The 16,522-nt window shown below is 55.1% G+C and carries 9 protein-coding genes and 1 tRNA gene; 3 read left to right on the top strand and 7 right to left on the bottom strand.

Features of this window, described 5'->3' with window-relative positions:
- Positions 1-19: 19 nt before the first annotated feature.
- The 3 genes from qhpC to peaA are packed head-to-tail and all read right to left on the bottom strand — an operon-like array spanning position 20 to position 3,419.
- Positions 20-364 carry a quinohemoprotein amine dehydrogenase subunit gamma gene (gene qhpC / locus BLT38_RS06170; protein WP_083344389.1) on the bottom strand — a complete coding sequence of 115 codons (345 nt, stop codon included), beginning with the start codon at positions 362-364 and terminating at the stop codon, positions 20-22.
- The gene (peaB, locus tag BLT38_RS06165) at positions 361-1,788 is read right to left on the bottom strand and encodes a quinohemoprotein amine dehydrogenase maturation protein (RefSeq protein WP_083344388.1); all 1,428 of its coding nucleotides are present in this window, start codon (positions 1,786-1,788) and stop codon (positions 361-363) included. The genes qhpC and peaB overlap by 4 nt, the downstream gene beginning before the upstream one ends.
- On the bottom strand, positions 1,785-3,419 hold the full coding sequence (gene peaA / locus BLT38_RS06160) for a quinohemoprotein amine dehydrogenase subunit alpha (RefSeq protein WP_197674943.1): 1,635 nt from the start codon (positions 3,417-3,419) through the stop codon (positions 1,785-1,787). Before peaA ends, peaB begins: the two co-directional genes overlap by 4 nt.
- A gap of 991 nt (positions 3,420-4,410) precedes the next feature.
- On the opposite strand from peaA, the gene BLT38_RS06155 reads away from it, so the two are divergent.
- Entirely contained in the window at positions 4,411-6,834 is a 2,424-nt protein-coding gene (locus tag BLT38_RS06155; protein ID WP_083344386.1) for an ABC transporter permease, read from the top strand.
- Between the two features lie 158 nt (positions 6,835-6,992).
- Here BLT38_RS06155 and BLT38_RS06150 read toward each other — a convergent pair whose 3' ends face one another.
- Positions 6,993-11,111: an Ig-like domain-containing protein gene (locus BLT38_RS06150; RefSeq protein ID WP_083344385.1), complete on the bottom strand. Its 4,119-nt coding sequence runs from the start codon at positions 11,109-11,111 to the stop codon at positions 6,993-6,995.
- 338 nt (positions 11,112-11,449) lie between these two features.
- A tRNA-Met gene (locus tag BLT38_RS06145) sits at positions 11,450-11,526 on the bottom strand.
- Positions 11,527-11,784: 258 nt separating this feature from the next.
- On the opposite strand from BLT38_RS06145, the gene BLT38_RS06140 reads away from it, so the two are divergent.
- On the top strand, positions 11,785-13,107 hold the full coding sequence (locus BLT38_RS06140; RefSeq protein WP_083344384.1) for an acetamidase/formamidase family protein: 1,323 nt from the start codon (positions 11,785-11,787) through the stop codon (positions 13,105-13,107).
- A gap of 81 nt (positions 13,108-13,188) precedes the next feature.
- Here the strand turns inward: BLT38_RS06140 and thiE are convergent, their stop codons facing one another.
- Together thiE and BLT38_RS06130 are read right to left on the bottom strand one after the other, a co-directional pair.
- Positions 13,189-13,791: a thiamine phosphate synthase gene (gene thiE / locus BLT38_RS06135; RefSeq protein ID WP_231966785.1), complete on the bottom strand. Its 603-nt coding sequence runs from the start codon at positions 13,789-13,791 to the stop codon at positions 13,189-13,191.
- A gap of 49 nt (positions 13,792-13,840) precedes the next feature.
- Positions 13,841-15,322: an outer membrane beta-barrel protein gene (locus tag BLT38_RS06130; protein WP_083344382.1), complete on the bottom strand. Its 1,482-nt coding sequence runs from the start codon at positions 15,320-15,322 to the stop codon at positions 13,841-13,843.
- 256 nt (positions 15,323-15,578) lie between these two features.
- Between BLT38_RS06130 and BLT38_RS06125 the strand changes: the two genes are divergently transcribed.
- The gene (locus tag BLT38_RS06125; protein ID WP_231966784.1) at positions 15,579-16,520 is read left to right on the top strand and encodes an aldo/keto reductase; all 942 of its coding nucleotides are present in this window, start codon (positions 15,579-15,581) and stop codon (positions 16,518-16,520) included.
- Positions 16,521-16,522 lie beyond the last annotated feature (2 nt).

Raw genomic sequence — 16,522 nt, 5'->3', positions numbered from 1 at the left:
AGATGTAACCAACGGTGCCTTATGGGAAGACGATGTCCATGCTGCGCCAATCCTTCGTGGCAAGCGCGCACTTGCTTGTCCAGTCGGGATAGTTGTTCATGTGATCCGGCACCTGCGCCGGCCAGAAACAGGTCACATAGCAGTCGTAGATATCGCGCTCCACAGGCTGGCAAAGACCTGCGGTTCCACCGGCCGAATCCACTTCCCAACCTGGAGAGAAGATGATCGAGCAGCCCATGGGGACGTGTGGTAATGCCTGCTGAGCTCCGCCTCCTCGCTGCAACGCGATGACGTCGCTCTTTTCTGCTTCAACCTGAGCCGCGATCCGATGTGCCTTTTTATTGATGGCGTGCAGATGCTTCATGCAGTCTTCCTCTCTTCAAAGTGCTGTAGAAATGCTGGATTTTTCTCTGCAATAGCGCCGTATATCTCTAGGCACTTATGCGTCCATTGACGGATCCAATCGCAATAGTGAAGGTTCGCATGGCCCGTATCGCCATACCGGACAAAAGCTTCATGATGGCAACCGCCCGCACATAGCGGTCTTGCCCAGCACGAATGGCAGTCGTACTTTGTGTCGACATTGCCTCGGCCAAGAAAGTCAGCGCGCTTCTCTTTGTCGATGCCTTCAGAAATGTGGCCGATTGCGTGTTCATCCGAATCCACAAAGCGGTGGCAAGGAGCAATGTCACCAGAAGGGCCAACCCCAACCATGCCCAGCCCCGCACCGCATGGCAGAGACTTGTTTACGCCCTGGTGGAGTTCTGCCAACGTATCACTCACGTTAGAAAAGCCATGATGCTCTCCACGCAACGCATACGCCAGGTACTCGTCCGCCAGATCACTGAACTGCTCCAGAACGCGTCCCATGCCGGGCTCGCCGATGGAGTACAACCGATCTGGCGATGTGGTCACAGGCGCAAATGCAACCTCATGGAATCCAAGCTCGCCCTTCAAATGGTCATAAATAGCGCGCACGTCCATCGCGCCAGAAGTCATCGTCACTCGCGCACCAACAGGCCGTGCACGATGCTTAGAGATCAGGTTCTTAACCTTCGGCTTGATGATGTCGTAACTGCCTTTACCATTGGAAAAGATTCGAAACTTGTCCTGCATCTCTCGCGTGCCATCCATACTGACTGTCACGCCAATGCCATGCTCCACCAGGAAATCAACGATAGCCTCAGAGAGCAGTGTCGCGTTCGTCGTCAGGCTGAACTCCACCTTACGTTCACGCTTCGTTGCCTCTTCTCGCGCGTAGATGACCACCTGCTTCATCAGCGGAAAGTTCATCAGTGTTTCGCCACCGAAGAAGGTGATGTGAACACTGGGACGATCACCTGACTCATCAAGGAGATAGTCCACGGAGGCCTTCGCAGTCTCCATGTCCATAAACTTCTTCTTACCGTCAGGAGTAGCAATCTTGTCTTCTCCGAACTCATAACAGTAAGAGCAGGACAGATTGCACTGATTCGTTACGTTCAGCACAATGCTCTGCAGAGGAAAGTCTTCTGGCAGCGCTTGTGACGGCTCGTATACAGCAGGTCCATCCTGAATGGCACGGACCTCTTGCAACTCATCAACGCACTCCGCGGCTTCAGCGTAACTGTAACCACTTTCGACCAGCTCAACGATCAGCCTCTCACGTGACATTGGCTGGTCTTCGAGGCGCTTTAATACTTCCGTGGAGATGCCATCCAACGCCACAATGCCGCCGCTGGGAACAAGGTAGGCGAAGTCATGCTCCGCCCCTCGAAAGGTATGCACTTGAGACTTGGAATACATCATTGCGCCACCTCCGGCTGATCCCACTGCACATACTGCGGCACAGTGACAATGAAATAGCCTTTGCCAATGAGGGGTTTCGTTTCTCCCGGTGGTGTGTAGCGAGCAACCGACCACACGTCGCCGTAGTTATTGCGTTGTGATTTACGCTCGGGGTTCGGCCCATCGGATCCTGGAGTAAAGAAACCGGTCGCTGGATCAATCTTCCCCACGTACTTCACATCGTCATCACCGTAGGCAGAGATGAATTCTTCGATTGCCCACGTCGCTGGCACAGGACCAAGAGCAACGTCGTCATCGGTATTCGGCTTGTCATCCGGTCCGTTGGTATAGGCAATCGCCTCGAACTGCATGTAACCCTTGGCATGCGGTTCGCTGCCCAACCGCGCCATCGATGTGACTGGCAATACCTTGAGATGATCGATCTTCTTGTACACCGCATATGCTGACGGCAGAATCACTCCACCGACAGAGATCACACGCGGCCCTGGTACTGCATCCGCAGCAACACTGGCAGTCAGCGTCAGCTTGTCAGGTGTTGCGCTCACAACCTTAGTCACCGTCACACCCTTGCCAAGGTCAATGTCCGCAGGTGTAAGTGACGTGCTGAGATGTGAACCATATACCGTTACAGGAGCGTCCGTGACACCAGCCTTGAGCGAATACACATCCGTTCCCAATACTGCTGGCGCCGGTGTCTCTCGATGCAGAGTCACATCCATTCCAAATTCCTGGTAGACACCCCAAAACCAACGCCCTGTGATCGCGGTCTGATCCTTTGACAACATCATTACTTCGCGCAAGCCAGACGGCATATCGATACCTTCGATCTTTGCCGGTCCCTTGGCGCGTCCACGCCACGCATACCCTGTGTAGATAAGCGAGGAGCCATCCAAAGTCACCTCGCCGCCCTTTAGGAATGAGAGTTCCGTATGCGTCGTATAGCCGCTCGGTGTCTCAGTAATCTTGGTCCGTCCGAAGAACTTCCCTTTACCCGGCATATATCCCGTCAACGTCCAGGCGCCGCTGAGCTTCGGAGTCGACACATTAGGAGCCCATGCTGACCACTCAGGAGTCGTCAGCGGAGCGGATTTCTTGATATACGCAAGCGCAGTATCCACTGCTGTCCGCGGAGGTCCTGCAGGAGCACCTCCGGCCGGCGCTGCAGCCGCAGCGGGAGCTCCGCCCTGCGCTCCTCCTCCGCCACCACCACCGGGTCCGCCTCCAAACGAATTCTGAATCGACGGGAAGTAAGCAAGATGCATATTCTTCAGCAAATCCCAGTCTTCTGGAGCGCGCCGCCAGCTCAACGGCTTTGCAATGGCGTGGCAAGAAGCGCATGCACGTCGTGTATCCGCAGCGTCCGGAAATTTCTCATCGATGATGCGATGCTCCGCAAAGTACTGCACTTCAGCAGCTTCTTCCGGGGCCAGCCCATGGCTATCACTGAGATACTTTAGGATTTTGCGAGCATCGTCTGGTGACAGCTGCAAACCATTCAAGCGCACCATGCGCTTAATCGCCTCTTCCCAACCTTCAGGCGTGGTGCGCACTGCAGAGATACGGGTCAGATTTCCCTTCGCGTCCGCTGTGTGACACGTCCCACACTTGGAAACAACCAGCGGATCGGTCACAGGGATCAGCCCTTCTATCGGCTTGGCCTCCTGCTGAGCGCCCCCACCGCCGCGATTTCCCCTCTGGGCAAGGCTGCTCGACGAGAAACTCCCGAGTAGCAGCAAGGCAAGCAACGACAATCGAATTTGGCGTGTTGAAAAACAGTACATCAGTCGACCCTTTCGCAATCGCGGAGATACGGAATTCCTTTGATCCTTTAGGAACAAAAGAGAACAGCGGCCTGCTGAAAACGGACTACAGACGGTCGGGCAGAAACAGCCCGGCAGTTTTCCTTCTTGGTACAGCAACGGTTGGAGACAACGGTGCCGAGGCCAGCTCCGACGAACAAGCGAGCAGAGAGGGGCATCGGCGAGAAGCAACAACTACGGATGCGGACGCGCGGACGAGCGTTCAGAGAGGATGTTCTTTTCTCTGTGTGCTATCCCAAGAAACTGTTTGGTGAGGACTGGTTCATATGTAGCAAACCCCTAGTGGGCTGTCAACAAAAGTTTGCATGGTGGTTAGGAATCTGAACTAACTATCGAAGACGGCAGATAATTGCGTGTGAGATTAAGAGCAAAACCATCATCACGATGGACCACTCCCCTTCCGGATCTCTGCTCGACGCATCCCTCAAACAGGTCTCATCGTGCGGATCGATCCAATCAAGGAAGTCATCCGAGAGGGACAACCGCAAGGCATCCTCATCCTTCGAGCAGCTCGAACCCTCCCATCAAGCGCGGATCCAACGCCCCCACTGCTACCGCAGTCTCTAAAGCTCTCACAAACGGCAAATCTTTCCCGGGGCTATGGATAACTACTTTCTGATCGATACGTCCCTTGTGATGTGGAGTGTGACAGCTACCCTCCCGTGCAGAGCAAATGATTCGATGGGAAAGCATGCCTCGCGCGAGCTATCGAGACGAAACTTGAACGATTAAATGCAAGTTGTTACTCGAGAACGAAGGAATCAGTAGTATGAATTCGACCAAAAGCGAGTGAGGATCGTCGATGCCGAGTTTGTTGCGCAACCTTCGCCATACCGTACGGCTTCTTTGGAAAAGTCCAGGATTGACGATCACGATCCTTCTGACATTAGCTCTTGGAATTGGCGTCAACACTGCTATTTTCACGGTCGATTACGCAACTCTGCTCGCCCCACTTCCCTACCCGCACCCTGAGCAACTAGTGGTTGTTTGGTCAAAGATTAAGACCTATCACAATGGCATCTCGGCGGGTGATTACACTGATTGGAACAATCAATCCCGCTCATTTTCCACGCTGAGCGCCTTCACCGGCGGGTCCTTCAACATCGCCACCAAGGATGTCCCGGAAAACATAGACGGCATGCAGGTAACTCCCGGTTACTACAACATGCTTGGAAACCCGTTCTTCCTCGGACGCGACTTCCTTCCGGAAGAAGGAAAGGAAGGCAAAGATCACGTCGTCATCCTGACGCATAAGCTCTGGTCCCACCTCGGTTCTGACAGCAGTCTCGTCGGCAAGACCATGCACGTTAACACTGAGCCTTACACCGTAGTCGGTATTCTCGCTCCCGGGGTAGCTGATCGCAACGACGCCCAACTCATCGTTCCGCTCGTCTTCAAACCGGAACAATTGAACCACGACTTCCACTGGCTGCTCTCGATCGGACGTCTGAAGCCCGGTGTCACGCTCAAACAGGCACAGGCGGATATGGATTCCGTCACCTCCCACATCGCTGAAGCGTACCCAAAGAGCAACAAGGGATGGGGTTCGTTCGTGGAACCACTCAAGAACGACTTCCTGCCCTCTGAGCGCAAGCAGACACTCTGGATTCTGTTGGGCGCTGTCGGCTTTGTCCTGTTGATTGCGTGCGTCAATGTAGCGAATCTGCTTCTAGCTCGAGGCATGAGCCGCCAAAAGGAACTCGCAGTCCGTAGCGCTCTCGGAGCGAGCCGAAAGATGCTCTTCGAACAACTCCTACTGGAAAGCCTGCTCCTCGCGGCGGTCGGTGGAATCCTTGGGATCGGTGTGGGATGGGCAATGCTACAGGCGTTAGTCGCCATAATGCCGCAGAACACGCTTCCCACTGAGGCCGACTTACATCTCAATCTTCCCGTTCTCTTCTTCACACTCGCCGCGACAACGCTCGCAGGAGTTCTCTTCGGCTCCGCTCCAGCCTGGTATGCATCACGTATTGATCCAGGAGAAGCTCTCAAAGAAGGCGGCCGAACAGGCACCAGCGTTGGGCACCACCGCTTGAGGCAGATGCTCGTAATCGGCGAATTCGCTCTCGCACTCTCATTGCTGACAGGCGCAGGGCTCGCCATTCATTCCTTCGTCAAACTTCTGGATGTAGACCTGGGCATCCGTCCGGATCACGCTCTGACGTTCTATCTTCCCGTACCGGAGACGAGGTCAAAAGACCCGCAACGAGTCGTTACTTATTACCGCCAGATACTTGCCAGTATCCATTCAGTGCCGGGGGTTACCTCAGTCTCCGCTGAAACCGGAACGCCTCTCTACGGCCCTGGCTTTGGTATGCCATTCACCATTGTCGGAAAGCCAGCCTTCAATGACCCATCCATGCGTCCGAACACAGGGTACGGAATGGTGACACCTGACTATTTCCAAACGTTCGGCATCGCCCTAACGCGGGGCCGCTCGTTCACGGATCAGGATGCAGCCTCTTCCGTCAAAGTGGCTGTAGTCAACGAGGACTTCGCAAAGAAGTACCTCAAGGACACCGACCCGCTATCCACTCGCATCTCTGTGGAAGAGCTCATACCAGGCGTTACAAAACTTGGCGCACCGCAAGAATGGCAAATCATCGGGATTTATCACAATGTCCATAGCCGCGAGAGGGCTGAAGGAAATCCAGAAATGCTTATCCCTTTCTGGCAAATCCCCTGGCCCGCTTCCGCTATTGGTGTCAGAACAACAACTGACCCTGCTGCTATGGTTCATTCGATTGCGGAAGCCGTTCATCGAGTAGACCCTGACATCGCGTTGGCTGAACCTCGCACGATGGAAGAGATTCACGACCGGGTTCTTTCAAACGATCGCTTCACCCTCATCCTCTTCGTTGTCTTTGCTGTGGTCGCGTTACTCCTGGCATCCATCGGAGTCTACGGGGTGATCTCGTTCTCAATCGCTCAGCGAACCCACGAGATCGCATTACGTATGGCGCTCGGTGCAAGTCGACGCAACGTCGTCGGACTCATCGTTAGAGAGGGCATGGCACTTGCAGCGATCGGCCTATCGGTGGGCGCCGTCGGAGCATACTTCGTGGGATGGGGAATGCAAAAAACGCTCTATGGAATGGGCAAAATCGACCTATCGGTCTTCCTATCCGTTGCACTGCTGCTTCTCGTTTCAGCGCTTCTAGCCTGCATGATACCGGCTCGTCGAGCAGCCTCAGTCCAACCAATGCAAGCACTCAGAGCGGAATAACCAAGCCTGCAATTACCGATCGGAACACTGCCTTTATCGTTCACACGAACGATAAAAGCAGATTGTCATGGTTTATTGCCCATCCAATTGGAGTACGTCCTTGCCTGTTGTCCGTGGTGTTGCTGGCGGCTCCAGGAAAGACCGCCAGCAATCCCCCGCTATTGCACCGTAATCGTGACTGGCAGGCTGCGTGAGACACTACCCGATGTTGCAATCACCTGCATGGTGACAACCGCCGGTTGCTGCGTGTTTCCGGAGGACGATCCCGCGCAGCCCGTAAGTGCTCCCATGCTGAAGATGCCAACGCCGAACACAAGCAGCAGCTTCGAAGCAAGAGCGGAGCGCTTACGGAAGCCAACCGACAAGGACAGCAGGCCAAGTGCACTCAGGCCCGAGAGCCACAGAGTATTCCATGCACCCACAGATGACTTGCTGGAGACCGTCCCGCTGACCGTGAACGAACTAGTAGCCGTACCATTAGCGGCAAGCATCGTGGAAGCCGGTGTGAAGTTGCATGTCATACCAACAGGAAGGCCTGAGCAGTTAAATGCAACCTGTCCCGAAAGTCCTGCAAGCGAGGTGATCTGCAACGTCAGTGCCTGCGATGTACTACCGCTTGTAGAACTCAGCGTGTTGCCTGAGAGCGACAGATTAAGATCCGGAGCAGCACCATACACGTTGAGCACGGCGATTGCAGAAGACGACGTTGCATACGGATCAACACGACCATACTTCGCCTGCAGCGAGTGTGTACCCGCCGACATAGCCAGAGTCGCAGACGCCGTTCCCGTGCTGTCGAGTGACACAGTTGCGATGGTCACGCCGTTGTCCTGGAAGTAGATCTCTCCAACTGTTACTGGCCCGCCGGTGGTAGCAACCTTCGCAGAGATCACAACCGGGCTCCCATACACGCTGGTGGTCGGCGCTGTGAGCAGCGTAGTGGTCGGCGCCTCACTGATGGCTGGCGGTACAGTGCTTACGCTCTTTCCGTATCCTGGTTCGACAGGAAAGTTGCCGCTACCCGCCGTAGGAAAGATTCTCGCATTGCAGACAGTATCTGACCGATGCCCCGCCGGATTTGTGGTCGCAGCGTTGTCCCAAACAGAAGACATAGGCCCCTGCTGCGTGACGAATTCATCAATGGGCATGTTCAACCCTGCCGTTGTGAACAGGTTCGCTCCCAGTGTCGGATCAAGTGTCTGAATGAACGGCGAATCGCTGCCGGAATTTGCGACCGTGCCGCCGATCACGTAATAGTCGATCGGATACTTGGAGTAGTCCCACTGGAAGTTCTGCGGCGTACCGGAGACGGAGGGATACCAGACGCTCGTGTTGGCTGCGATGGTGCCCAGACCAGTCAGCGGATCGTTCGGCTCTGCCGGATTGCTGTTCTTCTGTGGGTTGAGATAGAACGCTGAGCAGAAGTACGTGTAGTACGAGTTGCCATCACTGGAGAAGTAACCCATGTCAGGGATGTTGTTGCCGGGAGTGTTTCGATCGCCGGAAACTCCCTGCCAGTACTGCACTGAGTAGAAGCTGGGTAACAGCGCCAGATAAAAGCTGCGCGATGCCGCCTGGGTGAGCGATTGAATTGCAACCGTCTGCCCCACCTGGTTCGGTGCATAGAACACCGTGTTGGAGGGATCGATCGTCATAGGTCCAATGATGGACAAGCGACCCCAGTCCGACGTGATGCTGTCTGTCACCGTGTCAAAGCCGCTGCTCAACTGGCCCTGCATACTGCCATTCGCCAGGTTGCCAATCGTTGTTGCGAAGTGTGCGAACGAACTAGGCAGGCTTGAGGATGTATCGGAAGAGGTGATCTGCCCTGCACCGGCCGCAATGCCCGCGATACCACCAGTCGCAGTGGTGACTGCGCTCAGTGCCTTAATGGTGTCTTCACCAATCCCAAGCAGAGAGCCATAACCAGGAAACGCGGAGGCCAGAGAAGCAACGCCGCCCAGCATGGAAACAATGTTCTGCCAGCTCGTCTTAATCACCGTGGCTGGAGGCGCTGGCAGCAGCTTGCTACCAAGAATGCTCGACGCCGCACCTGTAAGAGCGATACCAGCATTCGAACTACCTGCGGCGACCACATCCTTCATGTTGGTCGATCCAGTCACCATGAACTGCAGTGTATTCGTGAGGTACACAATCTCATTGAACAGCTGCGCTTGTACTGCTTGGAAGTCATTTTGTGTAAACACCAGCGGATCGTTCTGACCGAAGATGTTGACGGTGCAGGTATTTCCACTGACAGAGTCGCAAGGAACAGCATACATTCCACTGCTTTGTGTAGTAGGCCACTGAATCGTGCGGACATCGAAGGTGTGATAGTTGACAGTCGTGTTAAGTGAACCTGTGAAGAAGTAATGGATGTCATCCAAATGCAACGCGGTCGGGCTTATACCGGGGAAATAAACTTTCGCAATGAGGATGTAGCTCAGATAGCGATACGCTGCAACCTGGCCGGCGGTCGTGTCAGCAGTAAATGTTCCAGTTTTAAGAACAGTGCCGGAACTGCTGGAAGGCCAATCAACGGGTTGTTGCAGGGCTGCTTCCGTCAGCTTGAACTCAGGACTGTTGACGCCTCCCTTAGCCTGGAACAGTGAGAAAGTCTCTTGGTTCGTCTGCTCTGGTTGAAACAGGCCATTCAGGTTGCGTTCAAGAATGCCGTGTACAAGACCGGTCTGCCCTTGAGCAGCAAGCTGTGTCGTGGATTCAACGGCACCACCCGCAAGTGGCCCTCCGATACCAGGTGATGCGATCAGCGTATAGGCGCTGGTTGGCGATAGCAGCGACTCCGTCAAACCAGGTGTTCCACCCAGTTGCGCAATGGCATTGGTAAAGCTCTGATATCCGTTACCGGTGCCACCATAGCTGGTGAAACCAGCAACGTCCCAGTTTGTGGTGCCATAGGCTGGCTGTCCCACCGTAGTGAGGAAGGCAAGCTGCCATGAGTTCACACTGCTAAGATCAGTCGCCAACGATGCATACGCTGCCTGTGCCACCGTTGCGTCGCTGTTGCCCGTGTTGTAAAACTTGCCGCAACCCGAAAAGTACATGGTCGTTCCATCCTGCGACGTTCCACTGGGTGTGCACGCGTAGGGGTAGGTGTTTAGGCTATTGCGAGAAACAGTGAGCAACCAGTAGCCATTAGCGCTACCTGGCGTTGGCGAATACACATTGAACTGGATGGAGCCGCCATTGAGGTTTTGAATGCTCACTACGCTGGTATTGTTCGCCGTCAAATACGATGGGTCGTTCGGCGACACCGTGTACTCCACAACTTGCGAGGCTTGAAAGTTGTAGTTTCCGTAGGCATCTTCCTGCAGAGTGCCATTAGCAAATGGAGGCACGGGTTCATAGCCCGAGGCGATGGTGTAATACGGTTCGTACGCTGTACCTGCAGCCGCCTGTCCTACACCGATTGCCATGTATCCGGCGGGGTAGCCGGTTACGATGGAGCCTCCATGATTTGAGCCTCCAATCGGAGACGTATCCAAACCTGCGTCTGCATTCTTGCCCTGCAGGGTGCCTAAAACAACAAGATCACCGCTGTTCAACGTCTTCAGATAAGTGTTCAGAGCGGATGCACTGGCCTGGCACTGCGGAGGAGTCGATGTACTTTCCGCAAGTGTTTGGCGATCCAAAACCTCGACTAGATAGGTGGCTCCTGTGCAGTTTGTCGGTGTGGCCACTGGGTACTGTTGCGTGCCTATCGTGAACCAAAAACCACTGCCCTTCCAGCCGCCCGCGTTATTGGTGCTGAATGTCAGCGTCGGTGGTACAAAGGGAGTCGCAATTCCAGAAGAGACAGCCTGCGCACTCATCGATGACAAAGCGTGCACCTTCGTACCTGCACTCACCGCGGAAGCAGATGTGCCCTGAGCATCGAAGCGCAGACGAGAGGTAAGCCCATTACCCGCGTCCACTGTAAGAACATTCTTTGCTGTGTGCAGGCCATCGGAGATCGCCAATGTAGCCGTTTTGCACGTGGCATTCGAACAATCCCCACTGGTGAAGCGCGCTCCTACATCGTGTCCGTTCAGATGAACCTTCAGCGCGGCCGAACCGGCCGATGACGGAATCTTGATGTTCACAACAGCTGACCCGCTGCTCGCCGATGTGCTCGATATTTGAAGACGCGTAATTGGCGCCGTATCGGATTGCGGTGAGGAGCTCTGCGCGGCAAGCGGCATCGCAATTGATAGGACAATCATCAGTTGCGTCATCAGGAAAGACGAAGAAAACTGGCGTAGTCGGAAAGCGTTCATCGGAGTCTCGCGGGTGAAAAAGAGTAGCTTCGCGAGGTCGAAAATCGATCTCGCAATAGCGTCTCTCTCAACCTAAGGAGCGAGCACACGCATGAATATCCGGGTCACCACACAGAGAGGCGTGCACTGCTACACGAATGATTCGTGTGGTTCCACGCGGCAGCCGAAGCGTTTCGGCGAGAATACTTCCAACCCATTACCTGAAATCATCCAGAGAGTGTGGTCAAAGGAAAGTAGTTTGAGGGACTCTTAGCGGCGAAGAATCTTGTGGCCAAAAACTAGAAAACCCTCACGGAGAAATACAAACTCTCTTACGTGGGGGTATCGTTTTATGTAATTGGTTGCGGGGGCAGGATTTGAACCTGCGACCTTTGGGTTATGAGCCCAACGAGCTACCGGGCTGCTCCACCCCGCACTTATGAATATAGTCCGATTGGTCCCTTAGGTCAAGGTCGCGTTCATCGTCCGTTTACTGTCGCGGCATTGCCTCGATGAAATCTCATATGATTCCATCCCATTCATCAAAAAGGATTAAGCCGTCGACAGCGGAGAAAGCCCCGCATCGCTCCGCGTTTGAGCCTGCAAACGACGAAGCGTAAAAATCACGAAGAAAATTACGGCGGAATTACTGCTCTTTCCGTACCTATCAGTAACGAATCCCAACGGAGCACTTATGAAAATCGCCAGCCTTCTCTTCCTATCGGTTGCTACCATTCCCGCCCTGGCACAGCAACCGACTGTTGCTGGCAAGTGGACTCTCACTCTCGACACCTTCGGCACACCCACCACTTGGGGACTCACGCTGGAACAGAAGGGCGATCACATCACTGGCAACTACGCGGGGGACAAGCTCGAGGGCACTATCAAGGATGGCAAGCTCATCTTCCACGCCAAGGATCCTGGCGGCGTTGGCTACGAAGATGTGACCGCAACCATCGCTGGCGATACCATCACTGGCACCATGGTCTGGGCGCAGAACATGACCGCCGACCATCCCACCACGCATACGTTTAAAGCTGTCCGCGAAGTCCCGCCCAGCGTAGCCTCCGGCTCACCGCAGACACACGAGTTCACACCCACCGTCTTCCGTCGCCAATATTCCAGCGCATACGAACCAGTCCTCAAGATCAATCCCGGCGACACCCTGCACACATGGACCGTCGACGCAGGTGGCAACGACCCGACTGGCACACCGCGTTCGCTCGGTGGCAATCCCCAAACAGGGCCGTTCTACGTGAACGGCGCCATGCCGGGCGACACACTCGTCGTCCACATTCGCAAACTTCGCCTAAACCGCGACTGGGCCATGAGCACCAATGGCATCGTGCCTCGCGCCAACACATCTGGACTCGCGGCCAAATCGCAGAACAAGGTGGACCAAGTCCGCTGGCATCTCGATCTCGCCAACAACACCGCCACCCCGGAAAAGCCCGGGCCACACATGCAGCACTACAGCGTCCCGGTGCGCCCCATGCTCGGCTGCGTCGCCGTCGCGCCGGGTGACAGCTCGGACCCTGGCATCCGCACCGGCGACAGTGGCGGTTTCGGTGGCAACATGGATTTCAATGAAGTCACCGAAGGTGCAACCGTACTCCTGCCCGTCCGCGTTCCCGGTGCCCTGCTCTTCTTCGGCGACGGTCACGCACTTCAGGGCGACGGCGAAACCACCGGCGACGCCCTTGAAACCTCGCTCGACGTCACCGTTCAGGTCGAGGTTCTCAAGGGCAAGCGCATCCCCGGCGTCTTCGTAGACACCGACACGCACATCATGGCCGTAGGTCTCGATGGCTCCATCGACCAGGCCTTCGCCGACGCCACAGAGACCATGTCCGCTTACCTCGAGCAGGAATACAAACTCACCCCGCAGGAGTTCGCCATGGTCCTCGGCACAGCAGCTGAATACAAAATCAGCGAGGCCGCCGACCGCAACGCAGGCGTCGTTCTGAAGATGGCCAAGAGCAAACTCGCAACGCTTACCAAGCCGGCAACACCGTAACAATCCATTGCAGCATTAAGAGCAATGAAAAGAAGCGAAGCAGAGAAATCTGCTTCGCTTCCTTGCTTTAGAACAGCTGTTCTAGCGATGTGCTGCAACGAAGCCGCGAACATCCCCATCCAGCAACCCCGAAATCACCGCAACCGAATCCGCGCCCGCCTCAAGCACTGAAGCCGCATTCGCCTGCGTAATCCCGCCAATCGCCACCAGCGGCTTCCGCGTCAACGAACGAGCTAAACGCACACCGTCCAGCCCAACAACCGGCTCAGCATCCAGTTTCGTGGACGTAGCAAACACCGGCCCCACCGCCACATAAGACACAGACAACAAATCCGCGTCCGCAAACTGCGCAGGATTATGCGTGGAGATACCCAACACCGCATCCGCCCCAATCACTTCACGAACAGACGCGACTGAGGCATCTCCCTGCCCCACGTGCACGCCATCAAACCCTGACTCAGCAAACAAATGCACACGATCATTCAGGATCAACGTCGCATCAACTCCCTCAAACACACAACGAAGTAGAGCAGCGTTCTCCAACACCGAAGCATCAGTCGCCACCTTGTCGCGATACTGCATCAGCGTCACACCCGCATCGCGCCACACCTTCGCCGTCTCCAGCAAAGCAAGCCCACGCCGCGCACAACTCTCCGCATCCAGAATCGCGTACAAACGCGGCAACCGAAAATCCCTAGTCATAGCCACAACTGAAGCTTATAACCACCAGCGATCAGTATCGATACACCAGGCTGATACCCCACACCAACTGGTTCCGCGCCTTACCGCCGTTGTACCCGCGCTTATCCCACGAATGGTCAAATCGCAGATCCGACTGCGCCAGGAACGTGCTGCCAAAATACCGGTTCACATACAGCGTGTTCTCCGTGTACTTCGTAGCAGTACCAGTGCGTTGCCCCTTCTTGTCATTCAACAGGTCGGAACGAAATCCAACCGTTAACGAAGGGCTGATCTCACGGTTCAGATAGCTAACGATTGCATACTCAGGAGCAAAACAACGCAACATCCCCGGTGCGCACACAGCGCCCAACGTACCGCTCTCCGGCGGCACCGGATTCGAAACATCATTCGCCACATTCGGCACATCGCGCTCGTACATCACCCACGCTTCAGTTGCCATGTGCCATTTCGCGTTGAACTTGTGAGCCCATATCGCGTCATACTGCTGCACGTTGTCATACGCATACTTGCCGTCATTAATGCCATTCGCGCAGACGTAAACGTTGTCATAATTCGTTGCAGTCGAATAGTTCAAGCACGCAATCAGCGAAGGCTTATGATCACTCGACCACGGTGCCACATCATGCCCTGCAGACATTCCCAACTGCACCAGCCACTGCTTGTTCAACTTCAACGTAGCCACTGCGCCCGTCTCCGTCACAGGCTCAGCCGTGTACACAAGTGAACGCGTCATCGTGTAGTTGTTCGGAGCCAGCGGCGAATCCAATCCTGGCAAAGAAAGAAACCGCCCCACACGGATGTTCAAGCCATCCTTCACGGGAAAATAAAGATCCGCGTACTCCATCAAAGGGTCATAGCCATACGTACGACCATCCGCCAACAACTGCCCACTCAGATATCCCTTGGTCGTCGTAAAGCGATAGTCCACACCGTAGTACAGCGCGGTAACGTGGAATCCCCAGTCAAAGTGCGTGTTCTGCACTGTCTCCGGCAGCCGTTCAATAAACGTCACCACCTGATGCAGACGCGCGGTGTTCGGTGACGACGCAAACGTCAACGGATAGTTGCTGTCGTGACTGGTGCTCTGGTTATAAGTGCCCTTCGCCCATCCATAAACCTTGGTGCGATGGTTATCCAGCTTCAATGCAGTCATCAGCGGATACACACCCGTATCCGGCACGCCAATCGTAGGCGACCCACCATAGCTCCAATCCCCTGCAGGATACGGAGGACTATCCAGTGGCGCATCGAAAGCACGTCGAGCAGGCGTTGGCCCAGCAGGCAATTTGCCGCGCCAATCCGCCCAATAAAAGCGACCAAGGCGCTGCAGAAAATTCCCGCGAATCACCGTTTGCGCATCCGGCAAATTATCTTTGGAATCGTTCGTTCCAGAAACTATCTGAGGCTGTTGCGAAGGCTGCTCTACGGGCTGCTGAGCATACATTCCGCCCATCAAGACGCTGGCAAAGGCAATCGCCCCGGCATGCAGCGTCCGGGTCCTGCCAGACATCATGCTTGTGAGTCCTTACAGTAAAAAAATCAATGCTGATACGAAGAGGACACAAGCTTACACTGCGCCAACAACGATACGGAAGCTCGTCATATCAGCTTTTCGCGCAGCACTATGCACCGGCTTTACAGCAGAACCATGCAACCAAGGTATTGGTTGGCATTCCTTGGCAGATCATTCACACTCCTGCCGCGCCATTTCTGACATCGGAAGCGTAGACTTTGGCCAAATCCTGATCCTTGGCCACCGAGGTGGACACGTGACCGACGCTGAATTTCGGACAACGAAATTAACCCTGCGCGATGGTAGCGGCCTCATGCCGGCTCTGGGCTTTGGCACTCTCATACCTGATTTAGCCCTCACCGTCAGCGCAACACGCGATGCGTTGAAAGCGGGCTTTCGACACTTCGATTGCGCTGAGCGCTACAAGAATGAAAGCCAGGTTGGCAATGCTCTGCGGGAAGGCATGACGACGCTTGGCCTCAAGCGAGAAGACATCTTCGTCACCACAAAACTCTGGAACAGTAATCATCGACCAGAACGCGTGCGCCCCGCATTTGAAGCCAGTCTTGAAAGGCTCAAGCTAACTCACCTCGATCTCTACCTCATCCACACGCCATACGCATTTCAGCCCGGCGACAATCAGGATCCGCGCGATGCTTCCGGCAATGTCATTTACGACACCGGCATCACCTTGCTCGACACGTGGAAAGCCCTTGAGAACCTCGTCGAACAAGGCAGATGCAACGCCATCGGTCTCTCAGACATCACGCTCGAAAAGCTAGCGCCTCTCTACGACGCAGCAACAATCAAGCCCGCAGTCGTACAGGTGGAATCGCATCCCTATCTACCGGAAGACGAACTCCTCCAGTTCTGCAAAGAGAAGAACATCGTGCTCCTCGCCTTCGCACCGTTAGGCCATGGAGCAAGGCCAGGCCCGCTTGAAGATCCGGTGGTTACGCAGATCGCCACACGCGTAGGCAAGACACCCGCGCAGGTCTTGCTCGCATGGGCCATTCAACGCGGCACAGCGTTGCTCACCACACCAAAATCTGCAGACCGCGCACAGGAGAACTTCAACATCTCTCCTCTTCCGTCGGAAGCCATCGACGAAATAAATCGCATCGAGACAAGAGAACGTCTCAACAACGTAGTCAACACTGGCGTTCCAGGATTCATTCCACGCAACGCCTCAGCATGAAA

It is taken from the genome of Terriglobus roseus (assembly GCF_900102185.1).
In the GTDB taxonomy this organism is placed as follows: Bacteria; Acidobacteriota; Terriglobia; order Terriglobales; family Acidobacteriaceae; genus Terriglobus; species Terriglobus roseus_A.
Note: the sequence above shows the minus strand (reverse complement) of the source record. Positions and strands in the feature narration are given on the sequence as shown.

Excerpts from the sequence above, each read along its gene's own strand:
- BLT38_RS06155 (WP_083344386.1), top strand. The coding sequence starts at position 4,411 with ATGCCGAGTTTGTTGCGCAACCTTCGCCATACCGTACGGCTTCTTTGG.
- BLT38_RS06150 (WP_083344385.1), bottom strand. The coding sequence starts at position 11,111 with ATGAACGCTTTCCGACTACGCCAGTTTTCTTCGTCTTTCCTGATGACG.
- BLT38_RS06130 (WP_083344382.1), bottom strand. The coding sequence starts at position 15,322 with ATGATGTCTGGCAGGACCCGGACGCTGCATGCCGGGGCGATTGCCTTT.
- qhpC (WP_083344389.1), bottom strand. The coding sequence starts at position 364 with ATGAAGCATCTGCACGCCATCAATAAAAAGGCACATCGGATCGCGGCT.
- BLT38_RS06140 (WP_083344384.1), top strand. The coding sequence starts at position 11,785 with ATGAAAATCGCCAGCCTTCTCTTCCTATCGGTTGCTACCATTCCCGCC.
- peaB (WP_083344388.1), bottom strand. The coding sequence starts at position 1,788 with ATGATGTATTCCAAGTCTCAAGTGCATACCTTTCGAGGGGCGGAGCAT.